This window comes from Idiomarina sp. OT37-5b (genome assembly GCF_002968395.1).
GTDB classification, from domain to species: domain Bacteria; phylum Pseudomonadota; class Gammaproteobacteria; order Enterobacterales; family Alteromonadaceae; genus Idiomarina; species Idiomarina aquatica.
Map to the genome: position 1 here is coordinate 323,640 of NZ_CP027188.1, position 14,828 is coordinate 338,467.

Here is a 14,828-nt window from a genome sequence, read left to right on the forward strand (position 1 = left end):
TCCTCAGACAACGCCAGCTTGTAGCAGGTCATGCATGTTCATTGCGCCAACGGGACGGCCATCCTCGTCAACAATGATAAGACCGTTAATTTTGCGATCCTGCATAATTTTTAGCGCTTGCGCAGCCAGCATATCGGCGTTCGCGGTAATGCAGGAACGTGTCATAACCTCATGGATACCGGTGCTGTGAACATCGATACGATTGTCGAGAATGCGGCGTAAGTCACCATCCGTGAAAATGCCCGCCAGGCGCTTGTTGTCATCGACAATTGCGGTCATGCCCAGGCCTTTGCGCGACATTTCTAATAAGGCTTCACTGATGAGCGCCGTTTGTTCGGTTACCGGAACGCGATCGCCGGTGTGCATAATGTCCTGTAGGCGTAGCAGCAAACGCTTACCCAGTGAACCGCCGGGATGAGACAAGGCAAAGTCATCGGCGGTAAAGCCCCGGGTTTTCAACAGAGCCACGGCTAACGCATCCCCCATAACCAGGGTGGCCGTCGTCGAGGCGGTGGGCGCTAAACCCAATGGGCAGGCTTCTTGTTCTACCTTAATGCAGACATGCACGTCAGCAAGGCGTGCCAACGTTGACTCGGGGTTGCCGGTCATGGCGATCAGCTTCACACCTAATCGTTTTATCACCGGTAGAATATTCAGAACCTCTGAGGTTTCACCACTGTTGGAAATGGCAATAACAACGTCGTTGTCGGTTACCATACCGAGGTCGCCATGGCTGGCTTCACCCGGGTGGACAAAGAATGCCGGCGTGCCGGTAGAAGCCAGTGTTGCGGCTATTTTTCCACCGATGTGGCCTGATTTACCCATGCCGATGACAATCACCCGGCCTTTGCAATCGAACATGATCTGACAGGCGCGATTAAATTGTTCGTCGATGTATTGTTTGAGGCCTGCGATAGCGCTTTGCTCGATCTCCAGCACATCGTGGCCGAGCGGGCGAAAGTCATGTGTGACTTGCTTCATAGAATCTTCCCAGCTTGTCAGTTTATGCGCTAATGATACGTCATTATCAATGGCTATGCCTACCGTGACGGAGCAGAGAATATTGCTTTTTTATTAAGAGTTAATTACTATACCAACTGGACGGTTAATAAAGTGGGCCCTAAATGAGCCCCGGGAAGCAGTAAATGGTGGGTCGGCCAAGCAATCGTGATGCAATTATAGACGCGGCAGAACAACTGGTTGCGGAGCAGGGGGCTGCGCATTTGACGTTTGATGCCCTGTGTCAGGAAACCGGTATCAGTAAAGGCGGTTTGCTGTATCACTTTGCCAATAAAAACGCGCTGTTAGCCGCTATGCTAGAGCGTATGGTGCAACAATTCGATGCCTTGCGTGCGCACTTTCGTGAGCAACTCGAAAACGATCCACGCCGTGAACTAAAAAGTATTCTATTAGCCTCATTAAACAGTGATGCTGAATGTGCACAATTGAGCAGCGGTATGTTGGCCGTTGCGGCAAATAATCCAGAACTGCTGGAGCCGTTACAAGAGCATGTCCGGCAGACCTTCGACGCGATAAAAAATGATACGCCTGATCCGCAGTTGGCGGAATTGTTATTCTTTTCTGTGCACGGTGCCCGTTTGTTTGAGCAACTGCAGCTTTGCCAGCATTGCCAGGCCGATCGCGAACAGTTTGCGCAGAAATTGATGACATTGGTTGATTCGATTAACTGATATGTTTTGCAACATTTTTACAGTTAGTGATTAGACGCTTACGCGCTAAACTACGTAAGCTTAAAGAAACGATAACACAGGAAGCACAGTGAGCAATTTTGTCGAGCTGAACAATGTGCATTTTTCACATGGCGAGCGTTCCATTTATGAGGGCTTGTCGTTAACCGTTCCGAAAGGTAAAACGGTCGCGGTAATGGGACCGAGCGGCATCGGTAAAACAACCTTGTTGCGACTCATTGGCGGGCAGCTAAAGCCGTCATCGGGAAGCATTAAGGTGGCGGATGTGGAAGTGCCTCAACTGGCAAGAAAACCGCTTTATGAATTACGCAAACGGATGAGCATGTTGTTCCAGAGTGGAGCCCTGTTTACCGATATGAGCGTTTACGACAATGTCGCGTTTCCGTTGCGAGAACACACCAACTTATCCGAACGGTTGATTCGCAGCATTGTCATTATGAAGCTCGAAGCCGTTGGTTTGCGCGGCGCCCGACACTTGATGCCGGCGGAACTTTCCGGCGGTATGGCACGGCGTGCGGCGCTGGCAAGAGCCATTGCGCTGGATCCTGATCTGATCATGTACGATGAACCGTTCGCCGGGCAGGACCCGATTTCGATGGGGGTGATCGTTAAGCTGATCAAGTCGTTAAATGATTCGCTTGGGTTAACCTCAATCGTGGTGACACACGACGTCGATGAGGTGCTGAGCATTGCCGACTATGCCTACATTATTGCGGACAAACGAGTGGTTGCAGAGGGTGAGCCCCAGGCATTGTTAAAAGATGACACCGCATTGGTTAAACAGTTCTTGCACGGTGAGGCCGATGGTCCGGTGGCATTCCACTATTCTGACGATGACTTTGCCAGTGACTTATTAGGAGGTCAGCGATGATCGAACAGCTGCGCCGAGTGGGGCACACGTCACTGAATCAAGTCGCTGGGATTGGTTATGCGTTAGCGATGTTGCTCAGTGCGATAATCGGTAAGCCGAACCCGCGCAAATCGTTTCCTTTGTTCATCAAACAGATGTACGTCGTTGGTGTCTTGTCGTTGCTTATCATCATTGTCAGCGGTTTGTTTATCGGCATGGTGCTTGGTCTGCAGGGCTATACCATATTGGTGGACTATGGTGCCGAGCAGAGTCTCGGACCGATGGTGGCGCTGTCGCTACTGCGCGAGTTAGGCCCCGTCGTGACGGCCTTGTTGTTTGCCGGTCGGGCGGGCTCGGCGTTGACCGCTGAAATTGGTTTGATGAAGGCGACCGAACAGCTATCCAGCCTCGAGATGATGGCTGTAGACCCGCTACGGCGGGTGGTGGCGCCACGGTTTTGGGCCGGTTTTATCAGCATGCCATTACTGGCGTTGATTTTTTCTGCGGTCGGCATCTACGGCGGTTACCTGGTGGGTTCCGGCTGGCTGGGTGTTGATGAAGGGGCGTTTTGGTCGGTGATGCAGTCGTCGGTCGATTGGTACGACGATTTATTGAACGGCATTATTAAATCCATCGTATTTGCATTTGTAGTGACCTGGATCGCACTTTACAAAGGTTATCGTGCCGTACCAACGTCTGCAGGTATTAGCACAGCGACGACTTCGACAGTGGTGACGGCGTCACTGGCTGTTCTCGGACTTGATTTTATTCTTACAGCTTTGATGTTTGGTGGGTAGAAACCATGGAATCACGTAAAACACAGATTTGGGTTGGCTTGTTTGTTGTACTTGGCGTACTTGCCTTACTTTTTATCGCGCTTAGAGCTGCCAGTGGCAGTGCCGCAACGTCGGGCGAAACGTATAAGCTCTATGCAAAGTTCGATAATATCGGCAGCCTCAAAGTGCGCTCGCCGGTAAAAGTCGGCGGGGTTGTTGTCGGACGCGTAAGCAACATCACATTGACCGGTGAATATTACGAACCCACAGTAGAGATGGAAATCAGCGCGGACTACGACCAGTTCTCTGAGACCAGCTCATTGTCGGTGCTAACGTCAGGCTTGCTGGGCGAACAGTACCTTGGTCTGCAACCGGGTTTTATTGATGACACCGTGGGCATGTTAGAAGACGGCGATACCATCAGTGACACGAAGTCAGCATTGGTACTTGAGCAGCTAATCGGGCAATTCCTGTTCAGCCAGGGTAACGATTAAGTTAAGGAGATAAACATGAAGGCATTAATTTTTTGGGCACTGAGTCTACTGATGATCGCTGCCCCTGCGTCGGCGCAAGTGATTAAAGACGATAACCCATACCGTTTGCTGGAGCAGGTGGCTGAAAAGACGTTCGCTCGTATTGCTGAGGAACGCGACCGGATTAATGACGACCCTAACTATCTAAAAACGGTTGTCAGAGAAGAGCTGATGCCTTACGTCGACAACATTTATGCGTCGAAAAAGGTGTTGGGCCGTTACTTTAAAGACACCAGCAGCGAGCAACGGCAGGCTTTTTACCAAGCTTTTACAGATTACATTGTTGCCACCTATGCCCGTGCTTTTACACAATATGACGAGTCAAAGCACGACGTTGAGTTCGTTAACCCGAAGAACGTTTCGCCGGATGACCGCGCGGTACGTGTCGAAACACGGGTTATTGAACAGGGTCGACCGCCCATACGGCTTGATTTCGCGGTACGTTATGACAGTGAAAGCGAGACCTGGAAAGCCTACGACCTCATTGTTGAAGGTGTGAGCCTGTTGCAAAGCAAGCAAAGTGAGATTTCTTCGGTGATCCGTGCCCGAGGCATTGATAACACCATCGCTTTGCTGAAAGACAAGGCAGAGCAACCCATCTCGTTGGACGACGAAGTAGACGTACCGGCATAATGGCGAGTTCACGCAAGTTAAACGGTATCCAGATCAGCTTCAGCGATGATCAACATACGCTGGAGCTGGCGGGTGCTTTGACACGAGAAACGATTCCGGCAATTTGGTCGCAGTGGCTAAGTGACGTCAATGGCAAAGCCATATCACGGGTGGATGTGAGTAAGGTTGACGCGGTAGATACTGCTGGCGTGGCATTATTGCTGGAAGTCGTAAAAGCGCAAAACGTCACGTCGATTGAATGTGTCGGAGCAAGTCAACAGTTGCAACAAATTGCAGCGGTCAGTGGCGTTGAGGGCGTGCTTTCGTTAAGCTAGCGTCCTGACACTTACACCTGCTGTAAAAAAGGTAATAATGATGGACGCAGAACAAATTGAAGGCTTATTAAAAGACCAACTGGAACTTGCCGAAGTGCATGTCCAGCTTGACGGTGCTAACGTAAACATCATCGCGGTAGGGGATGTGTTCGCGTCGTTAAGTCGGGTGAAACGACAGCAGTACGTTTATAATCCGTTAAAACCCCTGATTGCTGATGGTACCCTGCATGCGGTCTCGTTAAAGACGTACACGCCGGAAGACTGGGCTCGCGATAAAAAGTTAGTGATGCCGCAGGGTTAATGGTCAGCATGGATAAATTCGTCATCAAAGGTGGCCATCGCTTACAGGGCGAGGTCACAATTTCCGGCGCTAAGAACGCCGCACTCCCCATTCTGTTGGCAACGGTCGCCGTCAGCGACACCGTGCAACTCGATAATGTCCCGCAGTTACAAGATGTAAAGACCAGCCTGAAATTGCTGAAAACGCTCGGTATCGAGCACAGCGGACTCAGTGATGGCAGTGTGACCATCTCGCCAGCGTCATTGTCGACGACCGTGGCGCCTTACGAACTGGTTAAGACCATGCGGGCGTCGATTCTGGTGTTAGGTCCGTTACTGGCACGTACCGGAAAGGCAGAGGTGTCATTACCGGGTGGCTGCGCCATTGGTGCTCGGCCGGTTAACCTTCACATTGAAGGCCTGCGTCAGATGGGGGCGCACATTACCGTCGAAAACGGTTACATCAAAGCGGCAGTGAACGGACGCTTAAAGGGTGCCAATATCTTAATGGACACGGTAAGTGTTACCGGCACCGAAAACTTGATGACGGCGGCGGCGCTTGCCGACGGCAAAACCGTTATTGAGAATGCGGCTCGTGAACCCGAAGTTATTGATTTAGCCAACTTCCTGAATACGTTGGGCGCAGACATACGTGGTGCGGGTACCGATACCATTGTGGTGCATGGGGTCGAGAAGCTGCATGGTGGACGTTATGCGGTCATGCCGGATCGCATCGAAACCGGTACTTTCCTGGTCGCTGGCCTGGTAACCCAGGGCGACGTGACCTGTCGCAACACGAATCCTGCGTGTCTTGACGCGGTGTTGAAAAAGTTAACCGAGGCCGGTGCGAATATCGACAAAGGTGATGACTGGATTCGTATTCGTGCCAGTCATCGACCACAGCCAGTAACCATTATTACTGCGCCTCACCCGGCATTTCCAACAGATATGCAGGCACAGTTTTGTGCGTTAAATTGCATTGCCGACGGCAGTGGTTGGATTCGTGAAACCATCTTCGAAAATCGTTTCATGCACATTCCGGAGTTGCGTCGCATGGGTGCACAAGTGGAGCTTGAAGGTAACACGGCAATCAGTAAAGGTGTCGACCGACTGACCGGCGCTGAGGTGATGTGTACCGATTTACGAGCCTCGGCATCGCTGGTTATTGCCGGTCTTGTGGCGCAGGGCGAAACCGTGGTCGAACGCATTTACCACATTGATCGCGGTTACGAATCGATTGAACACAAATTGCGTCAATTGGGTGCGGATATTACTCGCGTCCGTGATTAACTAATTGGCCGGTGGTTCGGCAATCGTAACGGTGACGCTTTGCGGCTCACCGTTGCGGTAAAAGTCGATGACTACTGCTGACCCCGGCTTACTGTTTACGACCTCTTTCATGCCTTCCGATGCCGAGCGCACCGGTTTACCACCGATGCGGGTGATCACATCATTCGGCTTAAGGCCGGCAACGGCGGCAGGGCTGCCGGGGTCAACCGCTGTTATCTGAATGCCCTGTTGGGCAAGCCGATCACTGGAGTTCGGGTCGACACTGATACCAATCCAACCTCGCACCACTTTGCCTTCTGCGATAAGCGTTTCCATTACATCCCGGGCGGTACTAAAGGGAACCGCAAAATAAATGCCTTCAATGCCATCGCCAAAAGCGTTGTTAAAACGGGCGTTATTAATGCCGATCAGTTGCCCGGTTGAGTTAACTAAAGCGCCGCCGGAGGCCCCTTGGTTAATGACCGCATCCATCTGAATAAGGTCGGAATAAGAACTACGACTGACCCCAACGCGGCCACCGGTGGCACTGATGATGCCCTGAGTGATGGTCTGGCCAATATTATAGGGATTGCCTATCGCCAGCACGATGTCGCCAACCCGCGTCTGTGGATTTTCGGCAGTTGGTATCACCGGCAGGTTGTCGGCTTCTATTTTTAACACGGCTAAGTCGGTGTAGTAGTCGCTGCCGATAAGTTGGGCACCGTATTGACGACCGTCCTGCAAGGCAACCAAAATTTGATCAACATTATCGACCACATGTTGTGCGGTGAGGATATAGCCGCGGCCGTCCATAATAACGCCAGATCCTAATCGCCAGACACGCGAGGTACGTGGTTGAAAATAGGAACCCTCAATTTCGCCCAGGCTATAGATATTGACTACTGCCGGTGCTGCGCGGCTAACGGCGTCGTTAAAACTGAGCGCAGTTGCATTTTGATCCAGTGCGCCACGCGAATGATTGGACAGATAGGGGAGCAACAGAATCACGATGGCAGCAACGATTAAACCCAATCCAACCGACTGAAAGATAAAACGAAAGACCGATTGTGCTGCACTCATGATGGGGTTCCGACGCTATTAACAAAAAAGGTGACATCAGCTTATCACTGCTGTCACCTTTTTGTAAGCTTCTGACGTAGCTGACGTTAACCGGGGTTACGCAACACCAGGTACAGTGAGCTGTTGCCCCGTTGTACATTAAGGGCAACGACGCCAGCAGTGTCTTCAATGACACTGCGCAAATCGCCAACCGAGGTCACGATCTGGCGATTCACACCGCGGATGATGTCGCCTTCTTCCAGACCAATGCGAGCGGCAGGAGAACCCTCTTCGATGGCGGTAATTTCGATACCCGCCGGGTCACTTGAAACCGCCAGGGTAGCGCCTTCAAGTGCCGGATGAATAGACGATGCGGTCACTTCAACATCCTGGGCACCAAGCACAACGTCCACTTCTAATTCTTCACCGTCACGGACAATACCCAGGCTGATGGTTTTACCTTGCCCCATGCTGCTGACTAAGGCACGAAGCTCAGAGAACGAAGCAATGCGTGAGCCATTGACGGAAAGGATCACATCACCGGATTTAATGCCGGCTTCAGCGGCCGAGCCACCAGGAATGGCTTCTGCGACAAAGGCGCCGGTACTTGCGTCAATGTCCAGTGCTTTAGCGATGTCATGAGTGAGGTCGTGCCCGCGAATACCCAACACGCCCCGACGAACTTCGCCAAATTCGATCAGTTGCATAACCAGGTTGTTCATCATATCCGACGGGATCGCAAAGCCGATGCCGATGTTACCGCCGTTGGGGCCAAGAATGGCGGTATTAATCCCAATCAACTTACCGTCCAATGTGACCAGTGCACCACCGGAGTTACCGCTGTTAATCGCAGCATCGGTCTGAATAAAATTTTCCAGCTCTTCAATGCCGAGGCCACTGCGACCCAATGCGCTGACAATACCCGAGGTCACGGTTTGCCCTAAACCGAATGGATTGCCAATAGCGACGACGAAGTCACCCACGCGTAAATCGGAGGATTTGCCCAGCTCGATATCGGTCAGGTTTTCGCCGTTTTTAATTTTGATTAAGGCGATATCTGAACGCTCGTCGGTACCAATGACCTCGGCGTCAAATTCGCGGCCATCTTTCAGCGTCACCAAAATTTCGGTAGCGTCATCGATAACGTGGTTATTGGTAACAACATAGCCCTTTTCTGCGTCGATGATAACGCCAGAACCGAGCCCTTGGAACGGCCGCTCACGAACTTGTTCGCGCGGGGCATTGGGGCCAAAAAAGAACCGTAGCGCATCCGGAAGTCGCTGTCTGACTTCGCGTTTGCCTTTAACAGAAATGTTCACGACGGCCGGTGTCACCTCTTCCAGCATTGGCGCCAGAGTAGGGACTTCGTCGGATTTACCAAAAAACGGGATACTTGCTTGCGCAGTGGCCGTAACGCTGGCAACAGCAAGGCCAGCAGCGGCAATAAGAGTCAACAGTTTCTGCATAGTGTTACTTACTCCTCGGAATAGGGCTTAATTGCTCATCGAACAAAAACCAACTGTGCGTTCAGACCGCTGACTCGTTATATGAGTTCACTGGCAAAATGTTTCAAGATATTATTTTTTTAATCCCTTTCTGAGTGTTTGTCACGGCTGGACTCAAACAAACCACTGCGTTTTTCCGTGTAGTCACGAGGCGCTTGTTCAGCCGCGTCATCATTTTGACCCGAACGGTAGTCTTTATTGACGGTGTTGGCTACGCGCAACTGACGCAAAGTGTCCTCAGAGAAAAACGGTAAGTCGTCTTGTACGCCATGTTGCTGCAGTAACTCAGCGCTTTGATTCAGGTAATTTTGCAGTTTGTCCTGAGTTTCCGCCAATTGCTCGACCAGCGCATTCGCGGTAGCGAAATGCTCTGCGACTTCGCGCTGATAATCCGCCAACTGCTTCTGGCTTTGTTCAACCTGGCTTTCCAGATCGCCGTTGGTGCCGGAACTCAGCCAAAACTTAGCCACAAAAAAACCAATGATAGCGCCGACAATGACCAGTAGCACACCAATAATCCAACTCATTTTCTACTCCTGCGCAATGGGGGCATTGCTATTGATTGCTGAAAGTTAGCTTCATGATAAACTATCTGCTTATTTTAGGGTAATCGGATCTGAGGTTAAGTTGTAGTGTCCAGCCAAGGCTTAAGCCCAAAACAGCGGTATCAAAAAGACTTACAGCAAGACGGATTCAGCCACGATGAAGCGCAGGCGCATGCGGTTGAACAGCTCGAAGCACTCTATCAGCAACTGTTGCTGTGGCAGCGCCAGTGCCAGCAACCGTTTTGGAAGCGATGGTTCAGTGCGACGCCGAAACCGCCAAAAGGACTCTACTTTTGGGGTGGTGTAGGGCGTGGTAAAACGTATTTAGTCGATACGTTTTTCGACAGCCTGCCACTGGATAAAAAATGGCGCGTTCATTTTCATCGTTTTATGCATCGAGTGCATCAGGAACTGAAATCCCTTAAGCACCAGTCCGATCCGTTAGAAATCATTGCCGACCGCATCGCGGCGCAAGCTAAAATCATCTGTTTTGATGAGTTTTTTGTGCAGGACATAACCGACGCTATGTTGCTCGGCAAGCTGTTTGAATATTTATTTGAGCGCAAGGTCGTGCTCGTCGCCACGTCCAATATCGTGCCTGATGATTTGTACAAGAATGGCCTGCAGCGGGAACGTTTTCTTCCGGCTATCCGCCTGATTAAAGAAAACTGTCGTGTGGTTAACGTCGATAGCGGTGTGGATTACCGTTTGCGCACACTCAGCCGAGCGGAAATTTTCCACTCGCCGTTGGATCAGCAGGCTGACGCGAACCTGCAGCAGTATTTTTCGCAGTTGGCTCCGGAAAACAAAGACAGCTATGACGCCACCACTATTGATATTCTCGGCCGAGAGATCGAGGTGCGGGCAGTCAGTGATGATGTGGTGTTTTTTGACTTTAACGCAATCTGCAAAACGGCGCGCTCACAGAACGACTACATGGAAATCAGTCAACTCTACCACGCGGTGTTAGTCAGCAACGTCGAACAGATGGGTCGTGGCAGCGATGATATTGCGCGCCGTTTCATCGCCTTGGTGGACGAATTTTATGAGCGCAAAGTGAAACTTATCCTTTCGGCGGAAGTGCCCATTGAGCAATTGTACACCGAAGGTCAATTGAGCTTTGAGTTCAAACGTTGCATCAGCCGCCTGCAGGAGATGCAAAGCCAGCAATATCTTGCCGAAGAGCACAAAGCGTAGGCTAAATTTTCTGCAAAAAGTACGTGATCTTTAGCGCCATTTTTCCTATAATCCGCGCAGCCCACGTTACAGTCCATTGCGTTAACTTCGGTTAGGCAATGGTCGCAGCAGATAACTTAATGAATTTCCTCATTATTTTATTGTTGTGATTCGCGGGGAAGCCCGGAATTACTGTCCGTGAACTTTTTGATTTAGGTTTTTTTATCATGAAAACATTTGTAGCAAAACCAGAAACGGTAAAACGCGACTGGTATGTAGTGGACGCAGAAGGTAAAACTTTAGGTCGTTTGGCTACTGAAATCGCTCGTCGCCTGCGCGGCAAGCACAAGCCTGAGTATACTCCGCACGTAGACACCGGCGATTACATCGTTGTTGTTAACGCAGAGAAAGTTGCTGTAACCGGTAACAAAGCTCAGGACAAGATGTACTACTCGCACACTGGATTTCCGGGTGGTATCAAATCAATCAGCTTTGAAAAGCTGATTGCCAAGAAGCCTGAAATGGTAATTCAGAAAGCGGTTAAAGGTATGTTGCCTCGTGGACCACTAGGCCGTGCCATGTTCCGTAAACTGAAAGTGTACGCAGGTGCTGAGCACAACCATGTTGCTCAACAGCCGAAACAACTGGATATCTAACGGAGCAAGACTACTATGGCAGATAATCAATACTACGGTACTGGTCGCCGCAAAAACTCAACGGCTCGCGTATTCTTGCGTCCGGGTAGCGGCAACATCCAAATCAACAACCGCGCGTTGGAAGAATACTTCGGTCGTGAAACCGCTCAGATGGTTGTTCGTCAACCGTTAGAGCTTGTAGAAATGACTGAAAAGTTCGACCTGTACATCACTGTAAGTGGTGGCGGTACTACTGGTCAGGCGGGCGCAATCCGTCACGGTATTACTCGTGCGCTGATGCAGTATGACGAAGCGTTCCGTGGTCCTCTTCGTAAAGAAGGCTACGTTACTCGTGACGCACGTCAGGTTGAACGTAAGAAAATCGGTTTGCACAAAGCGCGCAAACGTCCACAGTTCTCGAAGCGTTAATTCAAGCTTCAACTGTACCCCAAAAACCCGGCATCGCCGGGTTTTTTTATGGCCGTAGCTCGCGCCTTTGGCGCGAGGAAATCATCGGTGCGTTTGGCGCACAGGTAAACCGGCTTGGCGGAGCGCTCACACCGGCGACTTTTTGATGTAACGCGACCCCGTCAGTCGGGGAACGCCACAAGTACGTCCCTGTAGGCTTGTTTGCGGCCATCCATGGCCTCCAACACCCCCGCCTGATCCAGCCCCCTGGAAGTCGAATAAAAGCGTTTTCCTGCGGCAGGCGGTTCGTTGCGCGTAACGGCATCTATAAACAACGCCGTGCCCAGCCTTTTGTCTTGTAAATTTTGTGGGTTTTCTTTATCATTCTAAGGCATTTTTTGTAATCCGTATGGCGGATAACGCAGCAGCTAATTCCCGATTCCGTGGCGATGCACCGCGGAGCGTCCAAACCTGGAGAATAAATGGATGAGCAATGCGCCTGTAGATAAAGGCCGCCGTCGTTTTTTGACGGTCGCGACGGGGGTTGTCGGTGGAGCTGGAGCAGCATTTACAGCTGTTCCTTTTATTGCTTCCTGGAACCCTAGTGCGAAAGCCAAAAACGCCGGAGCACCGGTCGAAGTAAATATAGCCAAAGCTGAACCGGGTCAGATGATCCGTGTGAAATGGCGGGGCAAGCCCGTATGGGTTGTTCGTCGAACCCCGGAAATGTTAGACGGTCTGGGTAAAATCGAAGACAACCTGCGTGATCCTAACTCTGAAGAACCGCAACAACCTCCTTATGCAGCGAATAAATACCGCTCTATCAAAGAAGAGTTTTTCGTTGCCGTTGGTATTTGTACCCACTTGGGCTGTTCTCCTACCTACTTGCCATCCGGTATGGGCGAACACGTTGAAGGTGTAGAATCCGGTTTCTTCTGCCCATGTCACGGTTCCAAATTCGATATTGCTGGTCGTGTTTTCCAAAGCGTTCCTGCGCCACTGAACTTAGTGGTTCCGCCTCATTACTACGTTGATGACAACACGATTTTGGTTGGCGAAGAGAAGGGGCAAGCGTAATGGCTAACAAATTTGTACAGTGGATGGATGAACGCATCCCAATGACCAAGACGTGGAATATCCACCTTGCTCAGTACCCCGCGCCGAAAAACTTCAACATGTGGTACATCTTTGGTGTGCTCGCCATGTTGGTATTGGTTAATCAGATCCTTACCGGTATCTGGCTGACCATGAACTACGTTCCCAGTGCGGAAGGCGCGTTTGCATCAGTAGAATACATCATGCGCGATGTTGAGTACGGTTGGTTACTGCGTTACATGCACTCAACCGGTGCCTCAGCCTTCTTCGTCGTCGTCTACCTGCACATGTTCCGCGGTATGATGTACGGCTCTTACCAGAAACCACGTGAATTGCTGTGGCTATTCGGTATGTTCATCTTCCTGGTGTTGATGGCAGAAGCCTTTATGGGCTACCTGCTGCCATGGGGTCAGATGTCATACTGGGGTGCGCAGGTTATCATCTCACTGTTCGGTGCAATTCCGGTTATCGGTGATGATTTAACGCTGTGGATTCGCGGTGACTACGTTATCTCCGGCGCGACGCTTAACCGTTTCTTCGCATTGCATGTTATTGCCTTACCGTTGGTGCTGGTGATTTTGGTGTTCTTGCACATTATCGCTCTGCACGAAGTGGGTTCTAACAACCCGGACGGTGTTGCCATTAAGAAGCCTAAGGGCTCCGTACCGGACGAAGAGAAGCCGAAGTTTAAGTTCCATGAGCGCTTCACGAAGAAATACGACATCGTTGATGCAATTCCTTTCTATCCTTACTACATCGTGAAGGATCTGATTGGTATCGGTATCTTCCTGTTCTTCTTCTGTTATGTGATTTTCTTTAACCCTGAAATGGGCGGTTTCTTCCTTGAGCCACCAAACTTTGAGCCGGCTAACCCGTTGAAGACTCCGGAGCACATTGCACCTGTTTGGTACTTCACGCCGTTTTACGCGATTCTGCGTGCGGTACCGGACAAATTGTTGGGTGTCATCCTGATGTTTGCAGCGATCGTTTTGTTGGCGCTGTTGCCATGGATTGACCGCGGTAAGGTTCGTTCAGTGCGTTATCGTTCGGTGTTACACAAGTTGAACCTGGTTAACTTCGTCATCAGCTTTGTGGTGTTGGGTTACCTCGGTACACAACCTGCAACGCCGGTAGCGACACTGTTTGCGCAAATCTTTACATTCCTGTATTTCGCGTTCTTCGTGTTCCTGTTCTTCTACAGTCGACGCGAGAAAACGAAACCGGTACCAGAAAGGGTGACGTCATAATGAAAAAACTGTTAATCGCTCTTATCACCTTGATCCCGTCGCTGGCATTTGCGGCGGGCCCAACTGTACCGTTAGATGAAGCGAAAGTGGATTTGCACGACAAAGCTTCTCTGCAGCGCGGTGCGCAGTTATACATGAACTATTGTCTGGGCTGTCACTCTCTGGAGTACGCTCGTTACAATCGCATGTTTAACGATTTGGAGATTCCGGAAGAGCTGGGTCAAAAGCACCTTCAGTTCACCGGTAACAAAGCAGGCGACCTAATCACCATTAACATGTCGCCTGATGCGGCCGGAAACTGGTTTGGTAACCCGCCACCGGATCTAACCAACGTGGCGCGAGTTCGCGGTGAAGATTGGATCTACACGTACTTGCGGTCTTTCTATAAAGACGACAGCCGTCCGTTTGGCGTTAACAACACCGTGTTCCCAAATGTCGGTATGCCGCATGTATTGGAAGAACTGCAAGGCTTGCCAGAGAAGACGTATGAAGAACGTCGCATCGATGGCGAAATGAAAGAAGTCTACGTTGGGATTAAAACCGACGGTAGTGGACGCTTAACTGAGAGTGAATACGATCAGGCCATGCTCGATTTGACCGCATTTTTGGTCTATATGGGTGAACCTATGTTGCTGGAGCAACGCCGTACCGGTTGGTTCGTCTTCGGCTTCTTGTTGGTATTCACCATTTTAGCTTGGCTGCTGAAGAAAGAGTTCTGGCGAGATCTCAAGTAATCAGTATGGTCAGGAAAAGGTAATTAAGGGTGGCTTGCCACCCTTTTGCCGTTGATATTAT

General features: G+C 50.7%; 18 protein-coding genes. 14 read left to right on the plus strand and 4 right to left on the minus strand.

Annotation, left to right across the window (positions count from 1 at the left end; translation table 11 throughout):
* Window positions 1-3: 3 nt before the first annotated feature.
* Complete coding sequence (locus C5610_RS01550; protein WP_105305569.1) at window positions 4-981, minus strand: KpsF/GutQ family sugar-phosphate isomerase; 978 nt, start codon at window positions 979-981, stop codon at window positions 4-6.
* A gap of 164 nt (window positions 982-1,145) precedes the next feature.
* Here C5610_RS01550 and C5610_RS01555 point away from each other — a divergent pair, with 164 nt between their 5' ends.
* The 8 genes from C5610_RS01555 to murA all read left to right on the plus strand — a co-directional run bounded on the left by C5610_RS01555 (window position 1,146) and on the right by murA (window position 6,384).
* On the plus strand, window positions 1,146-1,691 hold the full coding sequence (locus C5610_RS01555; RefSeq protein ID WP_105305570.1) for a TetR/AcrR family transcriptional regulator: 546 nt from the start codon (window positions 1,146-1,148) through the stop codon (window positions 1,689-1,691).
* A gap of 88 nt (window positions 1,692-1,779) precedes the next feature.
* Window positions 1,780-2,580 (plus strand): ATP-binding cassette domain-containing protein, encoded by an 801-nt coding sequence (locus C5610_RS01560; protein WP_105305571.1) that lies wholly within the window; start codon window positions 1,780-1,782, stop codon window positions 2,578-2,580.
* The gene (gene mlaE, locus C5610_RS01565; RefSeq protein WP_105305572.1) at window positions 2,577-3,356 is read left to right on the plus strand and encodes a lipid asymmetry maintenance ABC transporter permease subunit MlaE; all 780 of its coding nucleotides are present in this window, start codon (window positions 2,577-2,579) and stop codon (window positions 3,354-3,356) included. Before C5610_RS01560 ends, mlaE begins: the two co-directional genes overlap by 4 nt.
* Window positions 3,357-3,361: 5 nt before the next feature.
* Window positions 3,362-3,829, plus strand: coding sequence for an outer membrane lipid asymmetry maintenance protein MlaD (gene mlaD, locus C5610_RS01570; RefSeq protein ID WP_105305573.1), 468 nt, complete (start codon window positions 3,362-3,364; stop codon window positions 3,827-3,829).
* A gap of 15 nt (window positions 3,830-3,844) precedes the next feature.
* Window positions 3,845-4,501, plus strand: coding sequence for a phospholipid-binding protein MlaC (gene mlaC / locus C5610_RS01575; protein ID WP_105305574.1), 657 nt, complete (start codon window positions 3,845-3,847; stop codon window positions 4,499-4,501).
* Window positions 4,501-4,815 (plus strand): lipid asymmetry maintenance protein MlaB, encoded by a 315-nt coding sequence (locus tag C5610_RS01580; protein WP_105305575.1) that lies wholly within the window; start codon window positions 4,501-4,503, stop codon window positions 4,813-4,815. The genes mlaC and C5610_RS01580 overlap by 1 nt, the downstream gene beginning before the upstream one ends.
* A 40-nt stretch (window positions 4,816-4,855) precedes the next feature.
* Window positions 4,856-5,116, plus strand: a complete 261-nt coding sequence (locus C5610_RS01585) for a BolA family protein (RefSeq protein WP_105305576.1) — start codon at window positions 4,856-4,858, stop codon at window positions 5,114-5,116.
* An 8-nt stretch (window positions 5,117-5,124) separates the two neighbouring features.
* On the plus strand, window positions 5,125-6,384 hold the full coding sequence (gene murA / locus C5610_RS01590; RefSeq protein WP_105307666.1) for a UDP-N-acetylglucosamine 1-carboxyvinyltransferase: 1,260 nt from the start codon (window positions 5,125-5,127) through the stop codon (window positions 6,382-6,384).
* Here the strand turns inward: murA and C5610_RS01595 are convergent, their stop codons facing one another.
* The 3 genes from C5610_RS01595 to C5610_RS01605 all read right to left on the minus strand — a co-directional run bounded on the left by C5610_RS01595 (window position 6,385) and on the right by C5610_RS01605 (window position 9,454).
* A complete protein-coding gene (locus C5610_RS01595) occupies window positions 6,385-7,443 on the minus strand; it encodes a trypsin-like peptidase domain-containing protein (RefSeq protein ID WP_105305577.1) in 1,059 nt (352 codons plus the stop codon).
* 86 nt (window positions 7,444-7,529) lie between these two features.
* Complete coding sequence (locus tag C5610_RS01600; protein WP_105305578.1) at window positions 7,530-8,888, minus strand: Do family serine endopeptidase; 1,359 nt, start codon at window positions 8,886-8,888, stop codon at window positions 7,530-7,532.
* A gap of 119 nt (window positions 8,889-9,007) precedes the next feature.
* Complete coding sequence (locus C5610_RS01605) at window positions 9,008-9,454, minus strand: YhcB family protein (protein ID WP_105305579.1); 447 nt, start codon at window positions 9,452-9,454, stop codon at window positions 9,008-9,010.
* Window positions 9,455-9,559: 105 nt separating this feature from the next.
* On the opposite strand from C5610_RS01605, the gene zapE reads away from it, so the two are divergent.
* The 6 genes from zapE (at window position 9,560) to C5610_RS01635 (ending at window position 14,767) form a co-directional block, all read left to right on the plus strand.
* Window positions 9,560-10,669, plus strand: a complete 1,110-nt coding sequence (gene zapE / locus C5610_RS01610; protein ID WP_105305580.1) for a cell division protein ZapE — start codon at window positions 9,560-9,562, stop codon at window positions 10,667-10,669.
* 206 nt (window positions 10,670-10,875) lie between these two features.
* Window positions 10,876-11,304: a 50S ribosomal protein L13 gene (gene rplM / locus C5610_RS01615; protein WP_105305581.1), complete on the plus strand. Its 429-nt coding sequence runs from the start codon at window positions 10,876-10,878 to the stop codon at window positions 11,302-11,304.
* A 15-nt stretch (window positions 11,305-11,319) separates the two neighbouring features.
* Window positions 11,320-11,712 (plus strand): 30S ribosomal protein S9, encoded by a 393-nt coding sequence (rpsI, locus tag C5610_RS01620; RefSeq protein WP_105305582.1) that lies wholly within the window; start codon window positions 11,320-11,322, stop codon window positions 11,710-11,712.
* Window positions 11,713-12,177: 465 nt separating this feature from the next.
* Window positions 12,178-12,768 carry a ubiquinol-cytochrome c reductase iron-sulfur subunit gene (gene petA / locus C5610_RS01625; protein ID WP_105305583.1) on the plus strand — a complete coding sequence of 197 codons (591 nt, stop codon included), beginning with the start codon at window positions 12,178-12,180 and terminating at the stop codon, window positions 12,766-12,768.
* Entirely contained in the window at window positions 12,768-14,033 is a 1,266-nt protein-coding gene (locus C5610_RS01630; RefSeq protein WP_105305584.1) for a cytochrome b, read from the plus strand. The genes petA and C5610_RS01630 overlap by 1 nt, the downstream gene beginning before the upstream one ends.
* Window positions 14,033-14,767, plus strand: coding sequence for a cytochrome c1 (locus C5610_RS01635; protein ID WP_105305585.1), 735 nt, complete (start codon window positions 14,033-14,035; stop codon window positions 14,765-14,767). Before C5610_RS01630 ends, C5610_RS01635 begins: the two co-directional genes overlap by 1 nt.
* Window positions 14,768-14,828: the final 61 nt, after the last annotated feature.

What these genes read in the sequence shown, in the direction of transcription:
- C5610_RS01550 (WP_105305569.1), bottom strand. Translation starts at nt 981, where the DNA reads ATGAAGCAAGTCACACATGACTTTCGCCCGCTCGGCCACGATGTGCTG.
- C5610_RS01555 (WP_105305570.1), top strand. Translation starts at nt 1,146, where the DNA reads ATGGTGGGTCGGCCAAGCAATCGTGATGCAATTATAGACGCGGCAGAA.
- mlaE (WP_105305572.1), top strand. Translation starts at nt 2,577, where the DNA reads ATGATCGAACAGCTGCGCCGAGTGGGGCACACGTCACTGAATCAAGTC.
- mlaD (WP_105305573.1), top strand. Translation starts at nt 3,362, where the DNA reads ATGGAATCACGTAAAACACAGATTTGGGTTGGCTTGTTTGTTGTACTT.
- mlaC (WP_105305574.1), top strand. Translation starts at nt 3,845, where the DNA reads ATGAAGGCATTAATTTTTTGGGCACTGAGTCTACTGATGATCGCTGCC.
- C5610_RS01580 (WP_105305575.1), top strand. Translation starts at nt 4,501, where the DNA reads ATGGCGAGTTCACGCAAGTTAAACGGTATCCAGATCAGCTTCAGCGAT.
- C5610_RS01585 (WP_105305576.1), top strand. Translation starts at nt 4,856, where the DNA reads ATGGACGCAGAACAAATTGAAGGCTTATTAAAAGACCAACTGGAACTT.
- murA (WP_105307666.1), top strand. Translation starts at nt 5,125, where the DNA reads ATGGATAAATTCGTCATCAAAGGTGGCCATCGCTTACAGGGCGAGGTC.
- C5610_RS01595 (WP_105305577.1), bottom strand. Translation starts at nt 7,443, where the DNA reads ATGAGTGCAGCACAATCGGTCTTTCGTTTTATCTTTCAGTCGGTTGGA.
- C5610_RS01600 (WP_105305578.1), bottom strand. Translation starts at nt 8,888, where the DNA reads ATGCAGAAACTGTTGACTCTTATTGCCGCTGCTGGCCTTGCTGTTGCC.
- C5610_RS01605 (WP_105305579.1), bottom strand. Translation starts at nt 9,454, where the DNA reads ATGAGTTGGATTATTGGTGTGCTACTGGTCATTGTCGGCGCTATCATT.
- rplM (WP_105305581.1), top strand. Translation starts at nt 10,876, where the DNA reads ATGAAAACATTTGTAGCAAAACCAGAAACGGTAAAACGCGACTGGTAT.
- rpsI (WP_105305582.1), top strand. Translation starts at nt 11,320, where the DNA reads ATGGCAGATAATCAATACTACGGTACTGGTCGCCGCAAAAACTCAACG.
- petA (WP_105305583.1), top strand. Translation starts at nt 12,178, where the DNA reads ATGAGCAATGCGCCTGTAGATAAAGGCCGCCGTCGTTTTTTGACGGTC.
- C5610_RS01630 (WP_105305584.1), top strand. Translation starts at nt 12,768, where the DNA reads ATGGCTAACAAATTTGTACAGTGGATGGATGAACGCATCCCAATGACC.
- C5610_RS01635 (WP_105305585.1), top strand. Translation starts at nt 14,033, where the DNA reads ATGAAAAAACTGTTAATCGCTCTTATCACCTTGATCCCGTCGCTGGCA.